The organism is Variovorax sp. HW608, from assembly GCF_900090195.1.
Classification (GTDB): domain Bacteria; phylum Pseudomonadota; class Gammaproteobacteria; order Burkholderiales; family Burkholderiaceae_C; genus Variovorax.
In genome coordinates, this window is record NZ_LT607803.1 from 785,891 (window position 1) to 802,708 (window position 16,818).

General features: G+C 67.2%; 16 protein-coding genes. 4 read left to right on the forward strand and 12 right to left on the reverse strand.

Annotated features, from left to right (window positions below):
• Positions 1-2 precede the first annotated feature (2 nt).
• Positions 3-917, reverse strand: coding sequence for a LysR family transcriptional regulator (locus tag VAR608DRAFT_RS03525; RefSeq protein WP_231973186.1), 915 nt, complete (start codon positions 915-917; stop codon positions 3-5).
• Between the two features lie 180 nt (positions 918-1,097).
• Here VAR608DRAFT_RS03525 and VAR608DRAFT_RS03530 point away from each other — a divergent pair, with 180 nt between their 5' ends.
• From VAR608DRAFT_RS03530 to VAR608DRAFT_RS03540, 3 genes are all read left to right on the forward strand, one after another.
• Positions 1,098-2,408, forward strand: coding sequence for a gallate dioxygenase (locus VAR608DRAFT_RS03530; protein ID WP_088952809.1), 1,311 nt, complete (start codon positions 1,098-1,100; stop codon positions 2,406-2,408).
• 29 nt (positions 2,409-2,437) lie between these two features.
• Positions 2,438-3,778, forward strand: coding sequence for an MFS transporter (locus VAR608DRAFT_RS03535; protein ID WP_088952810.1), 1,341 nt, complete (start codon positions 2,438-2,440; stop codon positions 3,776-3,778).
• A 109-nt stretch (positions 3,779-3,887) separates the two neighbouring features.
• Entirely contained in the window at positions 3,888-5,843 is a 1,956-nt protein-coding gene (locus VAR608DRAFT_RS03540; protein WP_197700465.1) for a subtype B tannase, read from the forward strand.
• Between the two features lie 58 nt (positions 5,844-5,901).
• Here the strand turns inward: VAR608DRAFT_RS03540 and VAR608DRAFT_RS03545 are convergent, their stop codons facing one another.
• The 8 genes from VAR608DRAFT_RS03545 to VAR608DRAFT_RS03580 all read right to left on the reverse strand — a co-directional run bounded on the left by VAR608DRAFT_RS03545 (position 5,902) and on the right by VAR608DRAFT_RS03580 (position 12,462).
• Positions 5,902-6,708, reverse strand: a complete 807-nt coding sequence (locus tag VAR608DRAFT_RS03545) for a transporter substrate-binding domain-containing protein (protein WP_088952811.1) — start codon at positions 6,706-6,708, stop codon at positions 5,902-5,904.
• Between the two features lie 31 nt (positions 6,709-6,739).
• Entirely contained in the window at positions 6,740-7,468 is a 729-nt protein-coding gene (locus VAR608DRAFT_RS03550; RefSeq protein ID WP_088952812.1) for an amino acid ABC transporter ATP-binding protein, read from the reverse strand.
• Positions 7,452-8,099: an amino acid ABC transporter permease gene (locus VAR608DRAFT_RS03555; RefSeq protein ID WP_088952813.1), complete on the reverse strand. Its 648-nt coding sequence runs from the start codon at positions 8,097-8,099 to the stop codon at positions 7,452-7,454. Before VAR608DRAFT_RS03555 ends, VAR608DRAFT_RS03550 begins: the two co-directional genes overlap by 17 nt.
• Positions 8,100-8,109: 10 nt before the next feature.
• Positions 8,110-8,793 (reverse strand): amino acid ABC transporter permease, encoded by a 684-nt coding sequence (locus tag VAR608DRAFT_RS03560; RefSeq protein WP_088952814.1) that lies wholly within the window; start codon positions 8,791-8,793, stop codon positions 8,110-8,112.
• 15 nt (positions 8,794-8,808) lie between these two features.
• A complete protein-coding gene (locus VAR608DRAFT_RS03565) occupies positions 8,809-9,645 on the reverse strand; it encodes a transporter substrate-binding domain-containing protein (protein WP_231973188.1) in 837 nt (278 codons plus the stop codon).
• 68 nt (positions 9,646-9,713) lie between these two features.
• A complete protein-coding gene (locus VAR608DRAFT_RS03570) occupies positions 9,714-11,132 on the reverse strand; it encodes an aldehyde dehydrogenase (NADP(+)) (RefSeq protein ID WP_088952815.1) in 1,419 nt (472 codons plus the stop codon).
• A gap of 3 nt (positions 11,133-11,135) precedes the next feature.
• Entirely contained in the window at positions 11,136-11,585 is a 450-nt protein-coding gene (locus VAR608DRAFT_RS03575; protein ID WP_088952816.1) for a nuclear transport factor 2 family protein, read from the reverse strand.
• Positions 11,586-11,658: 73 nt separating this feature from the next.
• A complete protein-coding gene (locus VAR608DRAFT_RS03580; protein ID WP_088952817.1) occupies positions 11,659-12,462 on the reverse strand; it encodes a ribonuclease activity regulator RraA in 804 nt (267 codons plus the stop codon).
• 147 nt (positions 12,463-12,609) lie between these two features.
• Between VAR608DRAFT_RS03580 and VAR608DRAFT_RS03585 the strand changes: the two genes are divergently transcribed.
• Positions 12,610-14,229, forward strand: a complete 1,620-nt coding sequence (locus VAR608DRAFT_RS03585; RefSeq protein WP_088952818.1) for an IclR family transcriptional regulator domain-containing protein — start codon at positions 12,610-12,612, stop codon at positions 14,227-14,229.
• Between the two features lie 27 nt (positions 14,230-14,256).
• On the opposite strand, the gene VAR608DRAFT_RS03590 is transcribed toward VAR608DRAFT_RS03585, so the two are convergent.
• The 3 genes from VAR608DRAFT_RS03590 to VAR608DRAFT_RS03600 form a co-directional block, all read right to left on the reverse strand.
• Positions 14,257-15,819, reverse strand: coding sequence for an alkaline phosphatase family protein (locus tag VAR608DRAFT_RS03590; RefSeq protein WP_231973190.1), 1,563 nt, complete (start codon positions 15,817-15,819; stop codon positions 14,257-14,259).
• Positions 15,820-16,068: 249 nt separating this feature from the next.
• Positions 16,069-16,416, reverse strand: coding sequence for a hypothetical protein (locus VAR608DRAFT_RS03595; protein ID WP_088952820.1), 348 nt, complete (start codon positions 16,414-16,416; stop codon positions 16,069-16,071).
• A 13-nt stretch (positions 16,417-16,429) separates the two neighbouring features.
• Complete coding sequence (locus VAR608DRAFT_RS03600) at positions 16,430-16,813, reverse strand: RidA family protein (protein ID WP_088958576.1); 384 nt, start codon at positions 16,811-16,813, stop codon at positions 16,430-16,432.
• Positions 16,814-16,818 lie beyond the last annotated feature (5 nt).

Genomic DNA, 16,818 nt, shown 5'->3' on the forward strand with positions numbered 1-16,818 from the left:
GCCTATGGACTCGGCACGTGCAGGTGATGCGCAGCGCGATGCAAATGGGTCAGGAAGTGACGCACGCTCGGCTTGAGGGCCGAGCCGCTGCGCGCCAGCGCGCCCAGGCTCAATTGCAGGGGACCTTCGGCGATCTGCACCGTCTCCAGGTGCTGCTGCGCGAACGGGTGCGCGGCGATCTGCTGCGGAAGCAGGCCGACGATGTTGCCGCTGGCGATGATCGACAGCAGTCCCAGCGTGGAGTTCACCAGCGCGCCGGCCGGTGGTGGCGCGAGTCCGTTGCGCTCGAACAGCACACGCGCATAGCCCGACTCGGCTGAGGCGCCGGTATAGACCCAGCGCGCCTCGGCCAGCTCGGCCAGATGCCGGGCCCGGGCCAGGGGATTGCCCCGGCGCACGACCACGACCATGGCGATGGGCATCAGCGGCTCCACCGTGAATTCCCCCGGCGGAATCTGCTCCGGAAGCGGTCCCAGCGCGATGTCCACCTCGCCCTTGCGCAGCGGTGCCAGTTGCGCGATGTACAGCTCCTCGATCACGCGCAGCTGGATCTGCGGGAACTCCCGGCCGAAGGTGCGCAAGGCCTCCGGGACCAGCAGCATCACGGCCAGGGGCACGGCACCGATGGTGAGCGTGCCGGTCATGCCGCCGCCGAGCTGGCGAATCTGATCGGCGGCCTGGCTCAACTCGCGGTCGGCGGCGCGTGCCCTTTCGTACAGCACCATTCCGGCGGTGGTGCCCGTCACGCCGCCGCGCGAACGCAACAGCAGGGTGGTCGACAGCTCGCGCTCCAGCTCCCGCATCATCTTGCTCAGGGCGGGCTGCGAGAGCCCGAGCCGCTTTGCGGCGGCGCGCAGGCTTCCTTCTTCCAGGGCGGCTGTGAAAGCACGCAGATGACTGAGCTTCATGAAAACCATGATATCTGCTGGTTATCAAGGCCGCCATCCTGACATCTTCCGTGGTCGGGGGTCCCTTTCCTAGACTCGCCTGCGCCACCGAGTGCGTTCCACGCTCCGGTGGTCCGCCGGTGTCACTCCACGTGATAACCGTGCGGGATCGAACTGACGGTAGTCCGTCTGCAATCTCAGGAGACTCATTTGGCCACCCTCATCGGCGGCATTGCTGCATCCCACACGCCCACCATCGGCTTCGCCGTCGACCGCGACAAGGGCAACGACCCGGTGTGGGCGCCCATCTTCGAAACCTTCCAGCCGCTGCGCGACTGGATCGACGAGCGCAGGCCCGACGTGCTGCTGTTCGTCTACAACGACCACGTCACCTCCTTCTTCTTCGACCACTACTCGGCCTTCACGCTCGGCGTCGGCCCGCAGTGGGCGGTGGCCGACGAGGGCGCAGGCGCGCGCGACCTGCCGGCGATCCAGGGCGACCCGGCCTTCGCCGAGCACCTGGGCCGTTCGCTGATGGCCGACGAGTTCGACATGTCCTTCTTCCAGGACAAGGCACTGGACCATGGCTGCTTCTCGCCGCTGTCGATCCTGTGCCCGCACAGCGGGTCCGCATGGCCGGTGCGGCTGGTGCCGCTGCAGGTCGGCGTGCTGCAGTTCCCCATCCCCACGGCGCGCCGGTGCTACCGCTTGGGCCAGGCACTGCGCCGTGCCATCGAGAGCTACCCCGAGGACCTGCGTGTGGCCATCGTGGCGACCGGCGGCCTCTCGCACCAGGTGCACGGCGAACGCGCCGGCTTCAACAACACCGAATGGGACCAGCGCTTCCTCGACCTGATCGAGCAGGACCCGGAGCAACTGGCCGCCATGACCCACGCCGAGTACGCCGAACTGGGCGGTGTCGAGGGGGCCGAGGTGATCATGTGGCTGATCATGCGCGGTGCGCTGTCGGCGCAGGTGAAGTGCACGCATCGCGGCTACTACCTGCCCTCGATGACCGGCATCGCCACCGCGATCTACGAGAACCAGTCTGCGCCGCCGGCGCCGTCGGAACAGCGCCGCCGCGCCGAGAAGGTATCGGCCCAGCTGGCAGGCGCCGAGCGGCTGCAGGGCAGCTACCCCTTCACCATCGAGCGCAGCGTGCGCGGCTATCGCATCAACCGCTTCCTGCATGAGCTGGTGGTGCCGGAGTTCCGGGCCCGCTTCCTGGCCGACCAGGAAGCGGAGTTCGAACGCGCGCAACTCACGCCGACAGAGCGCGACCTCGTCCGTCGACGCGACTGGCGCGGGCTGATCCAGTACGGGGCCATCTTTTTCATGCTCGAGAAGCTGGGTGCAGTGGTCGGTGTGTCCAACCTGCACATCTACGCCGCCATGCGCGGCCAGTCGCTGGAGGACTTCCAGCAGACCCGCAATGCGCCGGGCGCCCTCTATTCGGTGGCAGGCAAGGACGCTGGCGCGCTGCAGTGGGACCAGCCCGCGGTCACTGCCGCCGCCACCTGATCGGTCAACAACAAAAAGGAGACAAACACATGTCGGTTCCCGCAACTGTCGATGTCAAGGCATTCATCGACGACAGGCCTCCATCCACTTATCAGTGGCTTCTCGTCATCCTGTGCTTCCTCGTGGTGGCCGCAGACGGCATGGACGTGGCGATCATGGGATTCGTCGCGCCCCCGATCCTGCAGGAGTGGGGCCTCTCGCGCCCTGCGTTCGGACTGGTGATGAGTGCCGCGCCGATCGGCCTCGTGATCGGCGCACTGGTGGCGGGCCCCTCATCGGACCGCGTTGGACGCAAGCTGGTGCTGATCACCTCCGTGCTGCTGTTCGGCGTGCTGACCATCGCGACGGCGTTCTCCCGTTCGCCGACCGAGATGGCGGCGCTGCGCCTGCTCACCGGCATCGGCCTCGGTGCGGCCATGCCCAACACGACCACGCTGCTGTCCGAATACGCCCCGTCCAGCAAGCGGGCGCTGATGATCACCCTCATGTTCACCGGCTTCAACCTGGGGTCGGCGTTGATCGGGTTCGTGGCGGGTGCATTGATACCGATGCATGGCTGGCGTGCGGTCCTCGTTTTCGGCGGGGTGCTGCCCCTGGCGTTGGTGCCATTGCTGGTCTGGCTGCTGCCCGAATCGGCCCGGCTCATGGCAGTGCAGGGCCGGCCCGCCGAGCGCATCGCGGCGACGCTCGCGCGCGTGTGCGGCGCCCGCTTCGAGCCCGGCACCCGCTTCGTTTCTCAAGAGCCTCCGGTGGCCGGTCGCACGACCGTCGGCGTGCTGTTCTCGCCGGGCTTCGGCGCGCTGACCATCGCCCTGTGGGTCACCTATTTCATGGGCCTGCTCGTGATCTACCTGCTCACCGGCTGGCTGCCCACGCTGATGAAGGACGCCGGGCTGTCGATCGCGACGGCGGCCAACGTCACCGCGATGTTTCAGATCGGCGGCACCATCGGCGCCGTGATCGTCGGCTGGTGCATGGACCGCGCACAGCCGGCGCGAGTGATCGCCGGGGCCTATTTCGCCGGGGCGCTGTGCGTGCTGGTGGTCGGCGCCATCGGTGCCGTGTCGCCTGCGCTGACCTTGCTGGTCTTCAGCACCGGTTTCTTCATGAGCGGCGCGCAGACCGGGCTGAATGCCTTCGCACCGGGCTGCTATCCCACCGCCGCACGGGCCACCGGCGTGAGCTGGATGTTGGGCATGGGGCGCTTCGGCAGCATCCTGGGCTCCGCTTTCGGCGGCGCGCTGCTGGGCATGGGCCTGGGCTTCGGCAGCATCCTCGGCATGCTCGCCCTGCCTGCGGCGTTCGCGGCAGTGGCGATCCTCAGCACACGTCAGCGCGACGTGGCGCAACGCCAGCTCAACCCCGCCTGACACGACACCAGGACTGACGCCACCGGGAGCACGCATCTTGTTTGCTCCTGGTGGCGGAGGTCGCGCGTGTGCTTTTTGCAAGTTCCCCAACCCACCGAGGAGACAAACAATGAAATTCCCCACCTCGCCCTCCGTTCCGGGGCGGCTTTCGCGCACCGCGCTGGGCGCCTGCATTCTGGTATCGCTGGGCGCCTGCGGCGGTGGCTCGGGCAGCTCGGGCTCGACTGTCTCGACGGGCTCGACCAGCTCGGGCACGACCACCACCACGGCCACCGCCTCGACTGCTTCCGCGGCTGCCGCCGGGCCGGGCGTCTATGACGACAAGCTCGCCTTCGACGCCTCGAAGGCCCCCTACACGACGATCACCGTCACGCTTGACGGCACCGCCACGCCCGTGCGCTGGTACAGAGAGGTGTGCTACGTCGGCACCCCGATGAAACTGGCTGCTCAGCAACCTGCCCTCGGCGCACCCTTTGCGGCCGACAATCAGAGCTGCGGCTACCAGAACATGAACATCTTCGTTCGCGAGCAAGATGCAGCCAGGCAGGACAACCCCATCTTCTTCAACGTCAACAACGGCGGCTGGTTTGCCAGCTATCAAGGGGGCAAGGGCGGCTGGGATGGCGTGACGGCGATCACCAGCGCCAACTATGCCGGCGCCGACGTGGTCGCCGGGCGCGCCTATGTGAGCAACAGCGACACGGACAAGGTTGGCGCCGCACTGAGCCGCGGCTTCGTCTACATCAACATCGCCTCGCGCAGCCGTGGCGCTACGGCCCCGGCGGGCGTCTACCAGGACGGCGTCTACCAGGGCAAGGCGCCGGCCGCCATCGTCGACGCCAAGGCGGCCGTGCGCTTCCTGCGCCTGAACGACGCCACCATGCCGGGCGACGCCAGCCGCATCGTGGTGAACGGCACCAGCGGTGGCGGCGCGCAATCCACCCAACTGGGTGCCACGGGCAACAACGAGGACTATTTCCCCTACCTCGCGGCCATCGGCGCGGCCGGCATCGACAAGGACGGCAAGAGCTCGATCAAGGACGACGTCTTCGCTGTCGTGGCCTACTGCCCGATCCAGGACATGGGCAGCGCCGACCTGGCTTACGAGTGGATGTTCAATGTCCTGGACTCGCGCGCGCTGGTCGAGGCGGCTCAGAAGGCCGGCACGATCCAGGCCGCGGACGGCACCGTGCTCATCAGGGCCTCCAATCCGGACCCCACCGGCAGCGCCGAACTGATGAACAAGTTCGTGGCTTACCAGGCCGGCCTGGGCCTGAAGAATGACGATGGCACGCAACTGACTACCGACAACATGCTGGCCGCCATTCAGGTCGAAATAAAGAAGGCGGCCGAAAAGCAGATCAAGGCCGGCAAGTCATTCGTTGCTTTCGGTGCTTACGGGGATCACGCGGGCAACGGAGTCGGCGGCGGCTCCGGATCCGTGCACTATCTGAACGACTACATCGGCGCGGATGCCAGCGGTACGGTCACGAGCTTCAATATGCGCAATTACCTGAAGTTCGTTGCCACGCAGGCCAGGCTCAAGGCCGTGCCGGCGTTCGACCAGCGAGGCCAAAGCCAAGCCGCAACAGGAACCGCGACCGATGACGGCGCCGGCACCGTCAACCACACCGGCGGCGAGTCCGACCTGTTCGGCACCCCTGATCTGGTCTACTCCAACTTCACCGAGTACGGCTGGAACCACAACGACGGCGCCAATGGCACCGACGCGCAAGCCGGGGTCGGCCTCGGAAATACCGGCTACACCTGGGCCGGCAATCCGCAGCGCTCGTTCCTGCTCAACCAGTACAAGATGATCAATGCACTGGCCTATGTGGGCAAGAACGACGGCATCACGCCGCACTGGCGCATTCGCGTGGGCGCGCGCGATCGCGACACCTCGTTCACCGTCGCGTACAACCTCAGCCGCGCGTTGAAGGCCGATCCCAAGGTGCAGGACGTCGACTACGCCCTGGCCTGGGATCAGGGCCACGCCGGCAACTACGACGTGCAGGAAGCGATGACCTGGGTCGACAGCATGATCGCGAAGGCCAAAGCACAGTAAGGCAGAACCAGGGCAACGCCGAACAACCGCCGCAGGGCTTCGTTCGGCGTTGCTCCCCTCAGCTGGCCGGCTTCGCGATCTCCGCCGGCAGGTCGGTCCCGTGGTACTTGCGGTAGATGGCGTTGAGCTTTCCATCGGCCATGTGCGTCCTGACCCACTGGTCGAGGTAGCTCTTGAGCGCAGGATCGTTCTTGCGCAAGCCGATGCCGACCGGGAACTGCGTGAAGATGAACTTCGGCTCCAGCTGCCGCTGCGGATTGCGCGCGGCCACCGCGGTGAGCGTCGCGGGCTCCTGGATCACGATGTCGACCTGCCCGCTCGCGAGCGCGGTCATGTTGGTCGATTCGTCGTCGAAACGCACCACTTCCGCGCCGAGGTCCTTGGCCTTCTTGGTCAGCTCCACGTCACCGGTGGTCGCGCGGGTCACGCCCACGCGCTTGCCCTTGAGATCGGCTTCGGACTTCAATGCCAGCGACTTCGGCGCGCCGACGATCTGCACCGCGCTCGCGTACGGCGCCGAGAAGTCGATGACCTTCAGCCGCTCCGGCGTGATCGAGAACGTGGAGAGCACCACATCGGCCTTCTTCGTCTGCAGGAAGGGAATGCGGTTGGGCCCGGTGACTTCCACGATCTCGAGCTTTACGCCGAGGTCGGAAGCCAGCAATTCCGCCGCCTCCATGTCCGAGCCCGACATCTTCAGCCTGTCGTCCTTGAAGCCCCATGGCGGACGGCCGAATTCGAGCGCGACGCGGAGGGTCCTGGCTTCGCGGATGGCGGCGAGCGTGTCCTGGTCGGCATGCGCGGCGCCCATGGACAGGATGCAGGCTGCGCTGGCGGCAAGGGCCAGCAGGGAGCGACGTTTCATTTCGGAGTTCCTTGTGAAAGCAGACAGAGATTCAGGCGTCCGCACTGATGAAGTTGGCCAGTTCGGGCGTGGACGGCTGGCGCAGGATGTCGGCGCTACCGCTTTCGTGCACCTTGCCGTCGCGCATGTAGATGACCTGGTGCGCCACGTTGCGCGCGAAGGCCATCTCGTGGGTCACGAGCACCATGGTCATGCCGTCGGCCGCGAGCTGCTCCATCACGCGCAGCACTTCGCCGGTCAGCTGCGGATCGAGTGCGGAGGTGACTTCGTCGAAGAGCATCAGCTTGGGCTCCATCGCGAGGCTGCGCGCGATCGCCACGCGCTGCTGCTGGCCGCCCGAGAGCTGCTCGGGATAGGCGCCCATCTTTTCCTTGAGCCCGACCTTGGCCAGCACCGCGGCCGCGATCTCCTGCGCGTCCGAGGCCTTCATGCCCTTCACGGCGCGCGGCGCGAGCGTCACGTTCTGCTCCACCGTGAGGTACGGGAAGAGGTTGTAGCTCTGGAACACGATGCCGACATCGCGCCGAAGCGGCTTCAGGTCGACCTTCGGATCGTGCAGCGCATGGCCGCAGACGTTCAGCTCGCCGCTGTCGATGGTTTCGAGCCGGTCCATGCAGCGCAGCGCGGTGCTCTTGCCCGAACCGCTCTGGCCGATGATGGCCGCGACCTGCCCGCGATGGACCTCGAAGCTGACGCCGCGCAGCACGTGGTTCGCGCCGAAGGTCTTGTGGATGTTCCTGAGTTCAACGACGGCTGACATTGAGTTTCCTTTCGAGCTTGCGCGCCTGGCGCGACAGCGGATAGCAGACGGCGAAATACATGAGGCCCGCGAGGCCGAAGTAGACGAAGGGCTGGAAGGTGGTGTTGTTGAGCACCTTCGCGTTGTAGGAAAGCTCCGCGAAGCCGACGACCAGCGAGGCCACCGAGGTGTTCTTGACGATCTGCACCATGAAGCCCACCGTGGGCGGCGTCGCGATGCGCAGTCCCTGCGGAAGGATCACCAGGCGCATGCGCTGCCAGCGCGAGAAGCCGAGGCATTCCGCCGCTTCCCACTGCGACTTGGCCACCGCCTGCAGGCAGCCGCGCCAGATCTCGCCGAGGTAGGACGCCGCATAGAGCGTCATCGCGAAGGTGGCCGCCGCCAGCGGATGCACCGACTGGAAGCCCAGCAGGCTCGGTCCGTAGAAGCACAAGCCCATCAGCACCAGCAGCGGCATGCCCTGCATGAACTGGATGTAGGCGCTGGTGGCGCTCGCCATGCCGCGGCTCGGCGAGATGCGGCACAGCGCGATCACAAGGCCCAGCAGGCCGCCGAAGAGGAAGGTCAGCGCGCTCAGGAGCACGGTGCCCCACAGCCCCTGCAGCAGGGACCCGAGGTATTGCATGTTCATGTCGGGCTCCTCAGATCGGAGTGCCGAGCTTGCGGCGGCGCGTGAAGAGCACGAGGTTCAGCAGCCAGAAGCCCACTCGCATCAGCAGCGACAGCGCGAGGTACACGATGCCGAGCGTCACGAAGACTTCGAAGTTGCGGAAGGTGTCGCTCTGCACGCGGTTCGAGATGCCGAAGAGCTCTTCCACGCCGACCGACGACAGGATGCTGGAGGCCAGCATCAGCAGCACGTACTGGCTGGCAAGCGCCGGGTACACGCGCTCCATCGCAGGGCGCAGCACCACGTGCAGGTAGACCTGCAGGCGCGACAAGCCAAGGCATTCGGCCGCTTCGAGCTGGCCGCGCTGGATCGAGTCGATGCCCGCGCGCATGATCTCGGTGGTGTAGGCGCCGATGTTCACCACCAGCGCGATCGTCGCGCCGACCAGGATCGGCAGCTTCATGCCGATGCTGGCCATGCCGAAGATCAGGAAGTAGCTCTGGATCAGGAGCGGCGTGTTGCGGATCAGCTCCACATAGCCCGCGACCAGGTTGCGCAGCCACGCAGGGCCGCTGGTGCGCGCGATCGCGCAGAGCGTGCCCACGACGAAGCCGAGCACGGTGGCGAAGAAGGCAAGCTTCAGCGTGACCCAGGCCCCCTCGAGGAAAAGAGGCCAGTAGTCCAGCACCGCCTTGAAGTCAAACTCGTAGTTCATGTCGGTCCCGCGGGCTCAGGTGCCGCCCTTCAACACCTCGGCGGGAATCTCCGCGCCCTGGTGCTTCTTGTAGATCGTCTGCAGGTCGCCGCTCCCCAGCCGATCCTCGATCCACTTGTTGACCCACTCCTTGAGCGCGGCGTCGTTCTTGCGCATGCCGACACCGAAGAGAGAGTTCTGCAGCAGCAGCTTGGGTTCGAGCTGCTTGCCCGGGTTGCGCTGGTTGATGACCTCGATCAGCGTGGTCGCGAGCGCGGTCACGTCCATCTGGCCGCTGACCACCGCGGTCATGGTGGTCGATTCGTCCTCGAAGCGGACCACCTCCGCGCCGGGCGGCGCCATGCGCGTGATGTCGGCATCGTTGGTGGTGCCGCGCGTCACCGCGATCTTCTTGCCCACGAGGTCCGCGGGCGTGCGGACCGCCATCGATTTCGGCGCCGCCACATAGGTGGAGATGCCGGAATACGGCCGCGAGAAGTCGATGGTCTTGAGCCGCTCGGGCGTGATGGTCATCGCCGAGATCACCACGTCGGCCCGGTTCGTCATCAAGAGCGGGATGCGGTTCGCGCTGTTGGTCGGCACCACTTCGAGCTCGACGCCGAGGTCCTTCGCGAGCAGCTTCGCAGTGTCGACTTCGGAGCCCTTCATCTCCAGCTTGTCGTCCTTGTAGGACCAGGGCGGGACGCTCAGATCGATGGCGATGCGGATCTTGCCGCTGCTGCGGATCCTGGCGAGCGAGTCGCTCTGGGCCATGGCCGACGGGCTCATGAACCCGAGCGCGAGGACGAGGAAGCCCGCCATGCCGGCGGCGGCGGTGCGGCGGTTGACGGTGCCGGGTGGATGGATCTGCATGTCGTTGTCTCCTTCTGTGATTGCTTTGATGACGGGTTGCCGCTAGGGCCGCAAGAGGACGGCGTGCTTCAGCATGGCACCCCCTGTCGGGCCAGCACCCAGGCGGGCGCATCCTGCAAGGCCACGGGCCGCAGGAAGCGGTCCATCGCGGCATAGCCCACCGAGGTGCTCCAGGGTTGCGTGGAAGCGGGAAAGGGGCCGCCGTGCTGCTGCGCGCCGGTGACGGCCACGCCGGTGGGAACGCCTGCAAAGAGGACGCGGCCCGCGATCCGCGAGGCGGCGCGCACCAGCGCCCTCGCCGCTTCGCCCTCGACTTCCACGCCCCACAAGGTCACGGTCAGCGAGCCGCCGATGGCTTGCAGCACCTCGATGGCCTGGTTGTGCGACCCGACGCGAACGACCAGAGCGCCGGGACCGAAGACTTCCTCGTGCAGCGAGCCATCGGCGACGAAGTCGTTCGCCGCGACCTCGCCGAGGAACGGACCGGGTACGGCCGCATCGCGGTGCGGCGGCGCGAGCAGCGCATGGACCGAGGGCGATTCCGCCCATGCCGACACGCCGCGATCGAAGGCGCCGCGAATGCCTTCCGTCAGCATCCGATGCGGCGACTGCGCGCAGAGCGCCTTCGCCAGCGCACTCACGAAGACATCACCTTCGCTGCCCACCGGCACCACGATGACACCCGGGCTGGTGCAGAACTGCCCGCTGCCCTGGCAGATGGATTGCGCGAGCGTCGCGGCGGGTCCCTCCGCATCGCGCGCCAGCAGGGCCGGCAGCACGATCAGCGGATTGGTCGACCCGAGCTCGCCGAAGAACGGGATCGGTCGGGGGCGCCGCGCCGCGACATCGGCGAGCGCCATGCCGCCGCGAAACGATCCAGTGAAAGCCACTGCGGCGATCCCGGGTGCCTGCACCAGCCGCACGCCGGTCTCGATCGACGCGCCTTCGACGAACTGGAACACGCCCTCGGGCCAAGCTTGCTGCAGGGCGACGCGCTGCGCCAACTCCGCCGTCCTGCGGGACAGCATCGGATGCGCCGGATGCGCCTTGACCACGACCGGGCAGCCGGCTGCGAGCGCCGATGCGGTGTCGCCGCCCAGCACGGAGAAGGCGAACGGGAAGTTGCTCGCCGCGAACATCGCGACCGGACCGAGCGGCACGCGCACCCGCGTCAGCCGGGGCCGGCCCGCGGGCGGTGCACCGGCCACCGCGGGATCGTCTTCCACGCGATGTGCCGCGCCACGCTCCAGTTGGGCGGCGAAGCCGCGCAACTGGAAGGCCGTGCGATCCAGTTCGCCGCCCAGGCGCGGCAAGCCGAGCCCGGTCTCTCGATCGGCCAGCGGCACCAGCGATTCGCGCCCGGCTTCGAGTGCATCCGCCAGCGCACGCAGCAGGCGGGCACGCGCCGCGGCGGAACTCGCTGCGAAATCACCCGCTGCGGCCCCTGCTGCAAGGGCTGCAGCCTCGATGGATTCAAGGTGCGACATCGCTCAGGCGCTCTTCAGGTGGTAGCCGCGCAGGGCGTAGTCGAAGCCCACGAGCTCGTTGATGCGCACTTCCCTGTCCGCGGGCGATGCGTAGTAGGCGCGGATCTCCTTGATGCGGTCGCCTTCGAAGAGGTACCACTCCGAGCCACGCAGTGCGGTGCCGCTCTTGTTCTTCCAGTGCGTCCACTCGATCATGGCCTCGGGCTTGTCGTGGCTGATCAGGATGCGTTCGATGGTCCACTGCGAGCCCAGCGTCTCGACGCACCAGATCCACTTGCGGCTGATGGTGTCGGCGCTGCGCCAGGGCACTTCCGGCAGGCCCGAGGGAAAGTAGTGGACGGCGTCGGGCGTGAAGCACGACATCAGCGCGTCGTAGTCCGCGGCGTTGCACGCATCGAAGTAGCGGCGGATCAGCGCGTCGTAGAACGCGGGGGCGTGAATCGGCTGGCTCATTGCGTAACCTCCGCGCAGCAGCGCTGCGGTATTCGCCTTGCGGCGGCCCGGCGGCTCATCGTCTGCTCCTGCATCAGCGCGCGGGCGCGACGGGGTGGATCGGCGGACGGCCATCGGCCACCCATTGCCTGTGCGCGGCGCGCGTCTCTTCGCTCGGCGGATAGAGGCCCCACAGCGGCTCGCCGGCCCTGACCCGCATCGCGAGATAGGCCTCGATGTCGTCGCGGCGCTCGCAGAGGTCGGCCATCTCCTCGGCGAGGTGCGCCGGCACCACCGTGATGTTGTCGCCGTCGCCGTGGATCACGTCGCCGGGATAGATCGCGACGCCCGCGCAGCCGATCGGCACCTGCAGGTCCGCCACGTGGTGATACGACAGGCGCGTGGTCGCGGTGACGCCGGTGGACCACACGGGGAAGTCCATCTCCGCGAGCTCGGTGCCGTCGCGGAAGCTGCCGTCGGTGATGACCGCGCGGGCGCCGCGCATCATCATCCGGGTGATGAGCATGTTGCCCATCGAGGCAGCGCGGCCGTCGCGGTTGCTGTCGATCACCAGCACATGGCCGGGCTCGATCTGCTCGACGCCGACCCATTGCAGGTTGTCCGCGTTCGGGGTGGTCGTGAGGTTCTCGTAGAGGTCCACATCTTCCCGGGCCGGGATGAATCGCATCGTGTAGGCGCGGCCCGCGAAGGGCTTCACCTTGCGATTGAGCGGCGTGAGGCCATGCAGCACCGGCTGGCGGAAGCCCTTGATGTAGAGCTGTGTGGTGAGCGATCCGCTGGTGGCTTTGGCGAGCCTGTCGAGCACGCTGTCGGACACCTGCGGCACCGGGGGGCGCTGGGGAATGGCGGTCAAGGGCGGGGGTGGCTTGAGTGACATGTCTGTCTCAAAATATGGGAATTGGTCGGCGTTGGTGGTGAGGTCTCGGTGACATCGATGCTAGTGACGCGCACCCCAAAATAGAATCACCAAACACCGGCGTCACGCCCCTGTCATCGCCTCGCGTACCACCAGTTGAGACAAACCATGGCAACCCGATCCGCCGCACCCGCCGCGCCCAAACCGACACGCAGCGCGCAGTCGGGCGACGGCACCGGCGCGCTCGAAAAGGCGCTCGACGTGCTCGACGCGGTCGGCTCGTCGCCGCAGGGACTGAGCCAGAGCGAGGTCGCAGAGCGGCTCGACCTGCCGCGCACCACGGTCTACCGGCTGCTCGCGACGCTCATCAACCGGGGGCTGCTTCGGCGCGATCCGCTGCGCAAGGTCTATTGCCTGGGCTTTCGCTGCTTCGAGATGGCGAAGCAGGCCTATGCCATGCCCGACCTCGTGGCCGCTGCGGCCGCCGAGTTGCGCGCGCTGCGCGACCTCACCGGCGAGACCACCTACCTCGCGACGCTCGACGGCCGCGAAGTCATCTCGCTCGAACGCTGCGACGGCGCGCACAGCCAGCGCTCGGCGGCTGCGCTTGGCGAAAGAAAGCCGCTCTACTGCACGAGCCAGGGCAAGGCCATCCTCTCGGCCATGCCGGACGAGGCGCGCGAAGCGATCGTGCGCGAGCTGACGCTCAAGCCGCTGACGCCGCTCACCATCACCGACCGCAGGCGGCTCTATGCCGAGCTGCGCATCACCCGCGCGCGCGGCTATTCGATCGACGACGAGGAGATCGTGCTCGGCGTGCGCTGCGTCGGCGCGCCGGTCAAGGATTCGTCGGGCGAAGTGCGTGGCGCGATCAGCGTTGCGGGCCCGGCGTGGCGGCTGACGCGCGAGCGGCTGGAACTGCTCGGGCCCGAAGTGGCCGAGGCCGCGCGGCGCATCGGCGCGCAACTCTCTTCTTCCGCAGCACCCGCGAGCAACGATTCCGAAGCGACTGTCCGCGCGATACCGGGGCCGTGGGCATTCCATGGCGCGCATCCGGTCGTGACCAGCGACGGCAGCGTCTACTGGTCCGATGTGCTCGCGCCCGCGGTGCGCGTCTGGGACGCGCAAGGCGATCGACAGCTTTTCGCCGCGGGTTCGCCGATCGTGGCCCTGCTTCGCGGCGAGCACGGGCTGATCGTGGTCAGCGAACAGGGCGCGATCGAATGGCGGGCCGGACACAGCACGCCGCATCCCTGGCCCGAAGGCAAGACGCTCGCCGCATGCTTGGGCGCCGATGGCGTGATCTGGGTTGCCGTCGGCTTGCCCGAAGCCGGCACCGCGATCGGACAGCTAAAGCCGGATGGCCGATTGAAGATCTTCTGGCGCATCGGCGAGCCTGTCGCCGCCCTGTGCTGCTGGGGCGAGGACGGCTCGGTCTTCGCGACCGTGCCGCAATCCGGCGCGATCCTCGTGATGACACCGGGGCAAAGCAGCGTGAGGCGGCTCGCCACGGTGCCGCGCGGTTCAGGCCGCCTGGGCGGCCTCGCGTTCGACGACCAGGGCGGCATCTGGACCGCGCTCTGCGACGGCTGGTCGGTGGTGCGCTTCACGATGGAAGGACAACTCGATCGCGTCATCGGATTGCCGGTGCCCTGCGCGACCGACGTCGCCTTCGTGAAGCGCGAGGGATCGCGCGAGCTCGCGATCACTACCCAGCGGCAGAGCGTGCCGCTCGACACCCTGTCGACCGCGCCGATGTCCGGCCAGTTGCTCGTGGCGCGGCTCTGACTGTTGGCGATGCGCTTGCGCGCCTCGTCACTCCGACCCGCCAGCGGGGTCGTCATCCCCGCCGCGGATCTCCAGGCCCGGCAGAACCTGGGTGCCCTCGCGCTGGACAGCCACCAGCTTGCGCGGATCGAGTCCGAGCGTCTTCAGGATGGTCGGCGCCACTTGCATGTTGGTCACCGGCGTGTCGATCACCTTCTTCGCGAGGTGCGGATTCGAGAGCACGAGCAGCGTGTTCGTGTCGTCGTCGGCAAACCCGCCGTGCTCGGACAGCTTGCGTGCGCTCGTGCTGTAGATCGTGCCCGGCACCGGTTGAATGATGATGTCGGGCACGCGGCCCGCTGCCGGGTCGCCCCAGATCGCCTTCAAGGCCGCGTCGTGATAGAGCGTCTGGATCCTGGTGGAATTGACGCCGGCCTGATCGGCGCCCAGGATCGATACCGCCTTGGCCGCATCGGCATGGCTCTTCAGCCAGATGAGCGAAACATCGTCGGCCGTTTCCAGGGCGACCGGCACGCCGCCATTGGCGAGCAGGTCCGCGGGGTCGCTCACGTCCGCCGTTGCGTACGCGTTCGAGGAACCCTTGAGCATATGCAGCTTGCCGACATCGATCGGCGACTGGCCGTGCTTTGCGCCGACGATGAACAGCGTCGAGTTCAGCAGATGCCTCGATTTGAGCGCCTCGTACATCTGCCTCAGCGAGGCATCGACGAAATCGAGCGATTGCGCCAAGGGCTGCGTCGGATCGGCAGCGGCATCGACATAGCCGCCGCGGGCCGTGGCGCCACCTTCCATCGCATGCGTCACTTTCTGCGCGACGCTGACCGCCTGGAAATTCATGCCGAAGATCGCGGGCACGCCGACCTTCTTCGTTCCGGTCTGGTCGAGGCCGTCGATCCAGTTCAGCACCACCTTCACCTTGAAGCCGTCATAGCCCCGGGTATAGGTCGGATCGGTCGTCCAGTCGGCGCTGGCAGGGGCGCCCGGAAAGCCGTTGGTCTGCAGCGAGGTGGAGTTGATCTCGGGGGCGTAGAGCTCGTCCAGCCCGCGGCCCGACGGACCGTTGAGGATCTCGTAGGCCGGGTGCTTGTCGGACCATGCCGTGCGCAGGCCGGCCTCGTGGATGACCTCGAAGATCGTGTTGGTCCCGTTCTTCATGTAATCGTGCGGCCAGACGGCCACGCACCCGCTCGCGGTCTTGCGCAGCGACAGATTGGCAGGGTTGATGTGCGGGTTGCGCGGGTCGAAGGGGGCGCCTGCCGGCGGCAGGCCGCCATCGAGCCGGGTCAGGTCCCAGTCGAGCGCTTCGAAATTGCTCACCTCGGTGCCGGGCGTCCCGGTGCAGTTGCTCCCGGGCGGGTACAGGGTGGCGTCGTAGCTGTCGTCGTAGAAGACGCCATGGGTGATCGGCGAGCCGCCGGTTGCAAAGGCGAGCAGGCCGGGGAACGAGTCCGAAGGCTTCGAGCTCGAGGCATGCGTGTACTCGACGCCATGGCGGGCCAGCTTCGCGAAGGTCGAGTTCGGATGGGCCTTGATGTAGTTGGACAGGTCGGCTTGATGCATGCCGTCCACGCTGATGAGCAGGACGTGCATCGGCTGATCGTCTCGCGCGAGGGCAGGCGCTGCGCCGAGCGAACCTACGAGTGCGGCTACCGCGAAAGAGATCGCGCTGCCAGTGACATGACTTCTTTTCATCTCCAGGGCTCCTTCAGTGCGTGTTGAACTTGCCGAGAACGAGACCGGAGTCGCATCCGCGGTCGACGCAATCTAGGCACGCCCCGTGGCACAACAATGACACACGAAATCAGTCGATGGAGTCAGCCTCCGTTCATCGTGAAAGGCTTATGGCGTGCCCAATGGAATGAAGGGCGCGCTGCAGTCGTGGATGCTGACGCGCACCTTCTGGCCGACATACGGCGGCGGATCCGACGGCTGCACGAGCCTTCCGATGGAGCGGCTGTGAACCCCCGCACCGTGATAGCGCGCCACGGCGAAGGGTGCATCCGAGACGACGCCGGCGCTGCAGTCCACGTCCGCCACGGCGGCGAGTGCCGCCTGGCTTCCGAGGCCCACGACCACCGCTTCATGCCAGCCCGGCGTCGCCTTTCCGAAGACACCCGACCCGGCGCACCCCGAGATGACGAGCATCACGACCGGCATCGCCACGCGACGCATCCTGGGCAGCTTCATCCCGCCCCCGGTCTCAGGGCGTCGCCGCGGGCACATTGCCGATGGCCGCCACCACCTGGATCTCGATGCGGTACTCGGAGTCGATCAGCTTGGCGCCCACCGTGGCGCGTGCCGGTGAATGGCCCTTTGGCACCCACTCGTCCCAGATCGCGTTCATGGCCGCGTAGTCGCCCACCGTGCGCAGATAGATGGTCGCGCTCACCACGTGCTCACGGGTCGCGCCCTCGCGGGCCAGCAGTTCGTCGATGCGCTTCAGGACCTGACGCGCCTGACCCGAGAGGTCGAGCGACGCGTTTTCGGCCACCTGCCCCGAGAGGTAAAGCAGGCGCGCCGTGCCCAGGTCGACAACGACCATCTCGCTGAACCGGGGCCCCATCTCGTGTCTGATGATGTTCATCTTGA

What these genes read in the sequence shown, in the direction of transcription:
- VAR608DRAFT_RS03525 (WP_231973186.1), bottom strand. Translation starts at nt 917, where the DNA reads ATGGTTTTCATGAAGCTCAGTCATCTGCGTGCTTTCACAGCCGCCCTG.
- VAR608DRAFT_RS03535 (WP_088952810.1), top strand. Translation starts at nt 2,438, where the DNA reads ATGTCGGTTCCCGCAACTGTCGATGTCAAGGCATTCATCGACGACAGG.
- VAR608DRAFT_RS03540 (WP_197700465.1), top strand. Translation starts at nt 3,888, where the DNA reads ATGAAATTCCCCACCTCGCCCTCCGTTCCGGGGCGGCTTTCGCGCACC.
- VAR608DRAFT_RS03545 (WP_088952811.1), bottom strand. Translation starts at nt 6,708, where the DNA reads ATGAAACGTCGCTCCCTGCTGGCCCTTGCCGCCAGCGCAGCCTGCATC.
- VAR608DRAFT_RS03550 (WP_088952812.1), bottom strand. Translation starts at nt 7,468, where the DNA reads ATGTCAGCCGTCGTTGAACTCAGGAACATCCACAAGACCTTCGGCGCG.
- VAR608DRAFT_RS03555 (WP_088952813.1), bottom strand. Translation starts at nt 8,099, where the DNA reads ATGAACATGCAATACCTCGGGTCCCTGCTGCAGGGGCTGTGGGGCACC.
- VAR608DRAFT_RS03560 (WP_088952814.1), bottom strand. Translation starts at nt 8,793, where the DNA reads ATGAACTACGAGTTTGACTTCAAGGCGGTGCTGGACTACTGGCCTCTT.
- VAR608DRAFT_RS03565 (WP_231973188.1), bottom strand. Translation starts at nt 9,645, where the DNA reads ATGCAGATCCATCCACCCGGCACCGTCAACCGCCGCACCGCCGCCGCC.
- VAR608DRAFT_RS03570 (WP_088952815.1), bottom strand. Translation starts at nt 11,132, where the DNA reads ATGTCGCACCTTGAATCCATCGAGGCTGCAGCCCTTGCAGCAGGGGCC.
- VAR608DRAFT_RS03575 (WP_088952816.1), bottom strand. Translation starts at nt 11,585, where the DNA reads ATGAGCCAGCCGATTCACGCCCCCGCGTTCTACGACGCGCTGATCCGC.
- VAR608DRAFT_RS03580 (WP_088952817.1), bottom strand. Translation starts at nt 12,462, where the DNA reads ATGTCACTCAAGCCACCCCCGCCCTTGACCGCCATTCCCCAGCGCCCC.
- VAR608DRAFT_RS03585 (WP_088952818.1), top strand. Translation starts at nt 12,610, where the DNA reads ATGGCAACCCGATCCGCCGCACCCGCCGCGCCCAAACCGACACGCAGC.
- VAR608DRAFT_RS03590 (WP_231973190.1), bottom strand. Translation starts at nt 15,819, where the DNA reads ATGCACGTCCTGCTCATCAGCGTGGACGGCATGCATCAAGCCGACCTG.
- VAR608DRAFT_RS03595 (WP_088952820.1), bottom strand. Translation starts at nt 16,416, where the DNA reads ATGAAGCTGCCCAGGATGCGTCGCGTGGCGATGCCGGTCGTGATGCTC.
- VAR608DRAFT_RS03600 (WP_088958576.1), bottom strand. Translation starts at nt 16,813, where the DNA reads ATGAACATCATCAGACACGAGATGGGGCCCCGGTTCAGCGAGATGGTC.